This is a genomic window from Candidatus Laterigemmans baculatus, assembly GCF_010367455.1.
Classification (GTDB): domain Bacteria; phylum Planctomycetota; class Planctomycetia; order Pirellulales; family Pirellulaceae; genus Laterigemmans; species Laterigemmans baculatus.
Window position 1 is genome coordinate 55,255 of the sequence record NZ_WRPR01000051.1, and the last position, 7,145, is coordinate 62,399.

Annotated in this window: 6 protein-coding genes; 1 reads left to right on the forward strand and 5 read right to left on the reverse strand. The window is 61.0% G+C overall.

What is annotated here, in order from left to right; all coding sequences use genetic code 11:
- Positions 1-192 precede the first annotated feature (192 nt).
- Positions 193-1,239 carry a glutathione synthetase gene (locus GNK13_RS11340; protein ID WP_164102636.1) on the forward strand — a complete coding sequence of 349 codons (1,047 nt, stop codon included), beginning with the start codon at positions 193-195 and terminating at the stop codon, positions 1,237-1,239.
- A 45-nt stretch (positions 1,240-1,284) separates the two neighbouring features.
- On the opposite strand, the gene GNK13_RS11345 is transcribed toward GNK13_RS11340, so the two are convergent.
- The 5 genes from GNK13_RS11345 to GNK13_RS11365 form a co-directional block, all read right to left on the reverse strand.
- On the reverse strand, positions 1,285-3,207 hold the full coding sequence (locus GNK13_RS11345; protein ID WP_164102637.1) for a flavohemoglobin expression-modulating QEGLA motif protein: 1,923 nt from the start codon (positions 3,205-3,207) through the stop codon (positions 1,285-1,287).
- 8 nt (positions 3,208-3,215) lie between these two features.
- A complete protein-coding gene (locus GNK13_RS11350; RefSeq protein WP_164102638.1) occupies positions 3,216-4,016 on the reverse strand; it encodes an MBL fold metallo-hydrolase in 801 nt (266 codons plus the stop codon).
- 81 nt (positions 4,017-4,097) lie between these two features.
- Positions 4,098-5,126, reverse strand: coding sequence for a polysaccharide deacetylase family protein (locus GNK13_RS11355; protein WP_203329029.1), 1,029 nt, complete (start codon positions 5,124-5,126; stop codon positions 4,098-4,100).
- Entirely contained in the window at positions 5,126-6,175 is a 1,050-nt protein-coding gene (locus tag GNK13_RS11360) for an isochorismatase family protein (RefSeq protein WP_203329030.1), read from the reverse strand. Before GNK13_RS11360 ends, GNK13_RS11355 begins: the two co-directional genes overlap by 1 nt.
- Positions 6,176-6,222: 47 nt before the next feature.
- Positions 6,223-7,145, reverse strand: a 923-nt coding sequence (locus tag GNK13_RS11365) for a c-type cytochrome (RefSeq protein WP_203545356.1), incomplete at its 5' end; no start/stop codon positions are given.

Sequence of the window (7,145 nt, forward strand, 5' to 3'; positions counted from 1 at the left end):
AGTAGCGCAAGCATAGTCGCCTTTCGCTCCGCGAAAGTAGCGTAAGGGCGCTGCTTTCGCGGAGCGAAAGGCGACTATGGGCGGAGCGAAAGGCGACCATTCTGCTGGTATATCGATTGCTCTCAGAGTGAAAGCGAGCGGCGCCAGCAGTTGTCGCGCCGACGTCTTTCGAATTGGGTGGGGGCTCATCGCATGCGCATTGGGTTTGTGGTCAATGAACCGGAGACGGAACATCCTCGATACACGACCACCGAATTGGCCATTACGGCGGGTCACCTGGGGCACGAGCCTTGGATCCTCGGCGTCGCCGATTTCATCTACGCCAGCGACGGAAAAGTCTACGGTTTAGCGAGGAAGATCCCCCGCGAGGCCTGCGAGTCGGGTGACGCGCTAGTGGAGGTTCTGCGAGACCCGAATCTGCAGCCAACGAAGATCGCGATCTCCGACCTCGACGTGTTGATGCTTCGCAACGATCCTTCGCCTGACAAAAAAGAGCGTCCTTGGGCGCAGACGCCAGGCATCATGTTTGGGCATCTCGCCGTTCAACAGGGAGTCCTGGTTCTGAATGACCCGACGCATCTCGCGACGGCCCTCAACAAGACATACTTCCAACACTTCCCCGAGCAGGTGCGTCCCGAAACGTGCATCAGTCGCGATGCCGGAGAAATCAAACGGTTTGCCGACTCCCATGGCGGCAAGATTGTGATCAAACCACTCGATGGCAGTGGCGGCGAGAGCGTGTTCTTGTTGCGCAGCGATGATCCGGCGAACAGCAATCAAATGATCGAAGCGGTCATCCGCGATGGCTACTGCATCGCCCAGGCCTATCTGCCCGCGGCCAAAGATGGCGACGTGCGGCTATTCGTGATGAATGGGCAACCGCTGCAGCACGACGGAATCTACGCCGCTTTTCGCAGGGTCAACAAGTCGGGTGACATGCGGAGCAACATGCACACCGGAGGCGTTAGTGAACCGGTGGAGGTCGATGAAACAATGCTTCGCCTGGTGGAATTGGTGCGTCCCAAGCTTGTCGCCGACGGAATGTTCCTTGCCGGACTCGACATCGTCGACGACAAATTGATGGAGATCAACGTTTTCAGCCCTGGAGGCTTTTGGAGCCTCCGCGATCTCACCGGAGTGAACTTCGCCGAAGTGGTGATGCAAGACATCGCCAGAAAGCTGCGCTACAAGCAGCACTACGGGTCGGCAATCTCTAATGCTCAGCTCGCTACGATGTAGGCCTCTCACGCCTACTCCTCGACGAGTTCTACTCCTCAACGAGTTCTACTCCTCGACAAGTTCACGGGCCGACATCGTGTGGCATCGTTCGAGCTTGTTGCGGTAACTGGCGTCGTTGAAATGGCGAGGCAGCAAGGCGGCTGGCACCACGATCTCCCGTCGCCTTAGTTCACGGATCGAGGGCAGATCTTCCAGAGCGATCTTGCCGACCCACATCAAGGCGAATTCGGCTGCGTTATTGAGTCGGGGCAGCAGATCGATCACCCCCTGCAGATAGACCAGATCTTTGGGGAACCCACCGCCCCGAAACGTCCTCACCGTGATCGAGAATGCCTTTTCGGGATCGATCGAATGCTCTTGATGCAGCAACCGGAAAACGTCCACGAAGCTTGCTCGATCCAACATCGCATCGGCGGCGATCACGCGGAGGGCCAACGTCCGCATCCTTTCAGAGCTCAGACCGCCGACCAAGAATTCCGACAGAACCGCCAACCCTTCCTGCAAGACCTCATACCCGGCTAGGCCCGTTGCCATCTGTCGAAACGGTTGCTGCCGGCCGTTAAAGTGGGTCAGCAGATGCGTACCGATCTCGTGCTGCAGCAGCGCGCGGACGCGAGACTCGGGAATTCGCAGTTGGATTGGAACCAAGAGTCGATTGCGAGAGACCATCAGCCCTTCGCCGATGTCATCGCGCAGCTCGACCGTCGCATCGAAGCGGGGATTCTGCTGGCGGTAGTATTCGATTTCGGCCAAAGCGATTTTGCGGAACTCCGGCCCGCTGATCATCACCGGCGACTTGCGTGTCGCGGGATCCCGTTTCGCATCTCGCTCGGCGAGCGCCGCCAGGATTTCCTTGGCCGACTGGAGCAGCTCTGGAGAAACTTCCCCAAAGAGTTGCATCGCCGGGTATCGGAATCCAGGCAGGCCGCGTTTCTGCAGCGTCGTCAACTCCAGATCCATCTCGTCCCGCTTCGCCCGCAGCAACGATTGCAGTGTCGGGTCCGATACCTCTTCGAGCCGAATGTTGAATAGCCGCCGCTTTTGAAGATCAACATCAAAGGGCAGGGGACGATAAAAAAGCGTCGGGGCTCGCTCGAAGTGGCTGCTGCGAAATCTGCTCCAGGCGTCTTCGGTGTTTGTCGGCGTCAGCAGCAACAGGAAGTCGTAGGCTTCGGCAACCTCGCTCAGCAACCGGTCGACTTCCCCCGCTTCATCCTCCATCGTGCTCACACCGAGCGCTTCAAAGTGCACCGGCGGATACGAAGTCGAAGAGCCAGCAAATGCGGCGAACGACCGCCGCAGCGCTCCGGTCAACTGGGCGCGGAGCAGGGCGAAGGTCTGCGGAAACTCCAACTCCTGCTCTGAATCGTAGTAGACCGGCAGAACCTCGAGCCCCAGATGAAAACATCCCGGATGCGGCTGTTCGGGTGGCTGCAGCAGCGGAGGCAGGCCGGGAGGAGCGGGCACGGCCCCTTCGACGATCTCCACTTCCGCCTGCTGGCCGGCGATCGTGACCTCCCGCAGCGCCTCGGCCAGCGCTTCGACCGTCGTGGTCAGCCGGCCGTCCGGAGCGACGATTCGAAAGTGCGGCCGCAGCGCCTCGTGGGCCAGCTCCGTGGGCCGAGCTGGCTCAGCCGCCGCCCAGACTTCCAGGATCAGCACGCCGTCAAATTCCTGAACCAGCGACTCGACTAGACGACGACACAGGTAATCGAGACTGGCAAAGAATTCCGGCGAAGCCGCTCCGCGAATATAGGCTGCCTCCGACGTGATCAGCTCCGCCGTCATCGCGTCCTGCGGGCCGGGCCCGCTCCGCGCGACACAGCAAAACGGCAGCTGACGGTCGATGTGCAAGCGTCCGCCGGAAGGCAGATCCACCGCGGCTCGCGAATTGACCGCCAGCGCCTCGGCCACGGCATCCGCCGCGGCGAGCACCGCCGGGTCGATGGTTCCATGCGGTCCAGGCATCGGCTCGGTCAAAGGCTCAGTCTCATTCCGTCGTAGGCGAGTTCGATCGTATCGGGGAGCAGCTTGTTGGTCGCCCGGTACTCCAGCTCGTGCGAGGTGTGAGTCAACAGCGTCCGCTTCGGACGGACCCGTTCGGCGATCGCCACCGCCTCTTGCAGTCCAAAATGCGTCGGATGGGGTGCCATCCGCAGGGCGTCGATGATCAACACGTCCAACCCCTCGAGCAGCGACAAACTCTCCTCGGGAATCGCATTCGTGTCGGTACAGTAGGCGATGTCGCCGAAGCGGAAGCCGAGGACGCGGAACCGCGGACCGTGCTCCAGACGGATTGGAATCACCGGAGCCCCGAGGACGCTGAACGGCTCGGTCGTGATCCGCTCAAACACCAGCCGCGGCGTGGCCCCCGGGTGCGTCGCTGGTAGATTCGAGAAGGCGTAGTCGAAGGAATGCCGAATCCGCTGCTCCACCTTCTCTTCGCAGTACAGTGGCACGGGCGCGTCGAGATAGAACGGAAACAGTCGCAGGTCGTCCAGCCCGAACAGGTGATCGGCGTGCTCGTGGGTGAACAGCACGGCGTGAATCAGCCCGATCCCTTCGCGGAGCAACTGCGTGCGGAGGTCCGGAGGCGTGTCGACCAGCAAATTACCTTTGGGTAATCCCAGCACGATCGAACAACGCGTGCGGTGATTTCGCGGGTCGTCGCTGGTGCACACGTCACACCCGCAGCCAAGCGCCGGAACGCCGACCGAAGTGCCGGTCCCAAGGAAAATCAGTTCGCCGCTAATATCGGTGGTGTGAACTTGGCGCATCGCATGCGTGGGGTCGCGGAGGATCGGCGGCAGGAAAGCGTCTCCATGAGCGTATCGACCGACAGCCCCCGGTCCAACGGGTCAGCGATGCACACTCCGGGCGATTCGGTCGAGATCCACCAGTTCCGCCGCGTCGCCCGCAGCCTCAACGCGATCGCAAATCAGGTCCAGCGTCCGAAATTCCGGGTCGACCACTCCGAGGCACGACGGGTGGGCGAGAAAATCGAAGACTTTCTGCTCGCGAATCGCCCAGTCCACCGACCGCCCGACCGCTTCGAGGAACCATTCGAGTTGCCAGCGGCCGGTGCGAAACGCCCCGATGTCGCTGATCGGACTCATCGGGATTTCTACCAAGCCGGTCTCGGGATAGACGAACGGCTGAGCCAACCGCTGCGCATCGACGATGCTCGCCAAGACTGCTTCCGATGGCTCTTGCCGTGGCTGCGTGTTGGCATGCGGCGGATACTGGCTGCTGACCCATGTGAAGCCGGCACCGAGCAACATTCGCTGCACGTCTTCTCGACCGGCCAGCCCATGGGCAAAACCGCCCGGCGTGCGAAAGCCGCAGTTGTCGATGCCCGCTCGCTGCTGCAGCGCCAACGTCGTGAGCCGGATGTTGTCGCGAATCAGTTCCTCCGCCGTGCGGCCGGCGATCAGCCACGGTGCCCGCTGAAACCGAAACTGAACCTCCTCTGGCTTTTGGGCCAGCACGTTCACATGGTCGTAGGTGTGATTGCCGACCGGGTGGCCTTCGCGAGCCAATTCCTTCAACCATCCCACGTCCGGCTGCTCCAGCACTCGGCCCACACAGAAATAGTGAATCCGTCCCCCCCGACGCTTCACCCTTCGCCCGGCTTCGACGGCATACCGCTTGGTGGCCGCATCGAGATTCCCCTTCTCATAATCCCAGTGGGTCATCTCCCAACGAGGAAAATTGCGGCTCATCTCCAGATCGAACGTGATCGAGATCCGTGCCTTGCCCCCATCCGCTGTCCCCTTGGCTGCCGCCAAGCGTTCGGCACCCAGTCCACCCCATCCCGTCGCGGCACCGCACAGGGCCGCACCCCGCAGCCATGCTCGCCGCGAACAGCCCGAAGATTTCATCGCCATCACTGCTCCTCCGCTTTCTGCCGGACCCAGGAAACCTGAGTAATCAACTGATTCAGTGACGCGAAGGAGATTGCTGCGTTGACCGCAAACCGAGGTGATGTGTTGGCGGGGAAGGTTGCCAGCGACGCATCCCCCACGAGAAACACATTGAAATCCTTCGACAGATTCTCATAACCGGCGGTCGTCCGGCAGAAGCACATATCGGTTGCATAACCGGTGAGCAGGATGTGACGCACTCCCTGCTCGATGAGAAACTCTCGCAGCGGCGCGTAGCCCTCCCCATCATAAATCACAACATCCGTGGGATGGACGTCGATGTCCGTTGTCACCGGAATCGGCAGACTCCAAAAACCGTCATTGTTGTACTTCGCTCCGGCATCCAAGCCGGGAAACTGCCGAAAGTAGTCACCGACTGGATGGTCTTCGGAAAGCGTCAACTGCGAGGGCAAGGGCTCGCCGCGATAATCGAAGGCCGCCAGTTTTGCTTGCAGCTCCGCCGCTCCCTGCTTCCGTTCTTCCGCCGTTGGTTGATGTGTAAAGGACCGGTAGAGCTTGTGCCGAATGGGGTCTCGGCTCCCCGGCAAGCTGTACATCACCAGAGCAACGTCATCGCGAAGAGAATTAATGAAGGGGCGAATGACGGTACGAGTGTGGCGAGCTGCGAGATGATTCTTCTCCACTGTGCAGAAGTCTGCGACTCCGGCCGGCTCCGGTGTGTTCCACCCTTGCCCGTCATCGATCCCCCAAGGATGGACCATAATCATCGCTGTTCGTGATGCTTTCAGGTGATTGGGCATCTCGATGATCCCTCGCGCGTTGTAGGAGAATCTCCACGCCCTCACCTCGAGATCAGCATCCTCGTCGACGACGATCGCCGGAGCCTCGAAGTGAGTCTGCTCGATGATCGGCTCGAAAAATTCTGGATAGTCGGCCAACAGCGGTTTGGGATTCTCGATCCGCCGCAACTGATTCTGATAGGTACGAGTCGCTTTTTGACCTTCCGCCTCGCTCCTCTCCTCCGCAGACGTGGGAGTGCGAACGGAGAGCATGAGGATCAGAACGCACGAACACTTTGCCACTCTCGCAATGGCACCGTTCATCGTTGGCTCCCAGATTCGAGATATGCGAATAAATCCCTTAACTCCTGAGGTGTCAGGAGCCGGTAGAGATCGGCCGGCATGAGTGAAATTGGTGATTCGCGGACCGACTCGATCTCAGCGGTCGGCACGACGATTGGATGGTTCTTTGCATCCCGCAGCGCCAAGGTGGCGTCGTCGCGAGTTGCCCCAATTCCGGTCAATACTCGGCCGTCGCGCGTCTGGACGATCAAGCTGATGTACCCCCTGCGGATCACGCTGCTCGGATCCACCAAACTGATCAGCATGAAATTCCGGTCGTGGCGATTCGCCGAAGTCAGATCGGGCCCGAGGCTTGCTCCTTCGCCGAACAGCTGATGGCAGACGGCACAATGCTGTTTGAACACTGCTCGACCCGCGTTGGCGTCACCGCTCGCGGCCCGCAGGTCATTGTTCAGCCGTCGCACTTCCGCCAATAACTCTTCATCCGTCGCAGCCTCGAGTTTTCCCCAGTGCTTGCTGACCAAGGCGTCCAGCTCAGGATCCTCGAGCAACGCCACCCGGCGAACCTGCTCCAGTGGCGTCACAGCCGCGGGAATCTCACCTCGGTCGACAGCCGTGAGCCAATGGCGAGCGGAATCGACTCGGCTGAGCAACACGTCACGAATCTCCGTCTGCAGCTGCGGAGGTGCCGCAGTCTGATGCAGTTTCAGCAGGCGGGCGGCGACCTCCGCTCGGTCGAAACCCGCCAGCACTTGCAGAGCCGCACTCCGCACCTCCAGCGGCCCCGCCTCGGCGACGACCGCCAACAGTGGCTCCGCAAGAGCTCGAGCCCCAGCACCCGGCTCTTCACCAGCCCCCACTCCACGAGCCCCCACTCCACGAGCCCCCACTCCACGAGCCCCCACTTCACGAGCCCCCACTCCACCAGCCCCCACTCCAC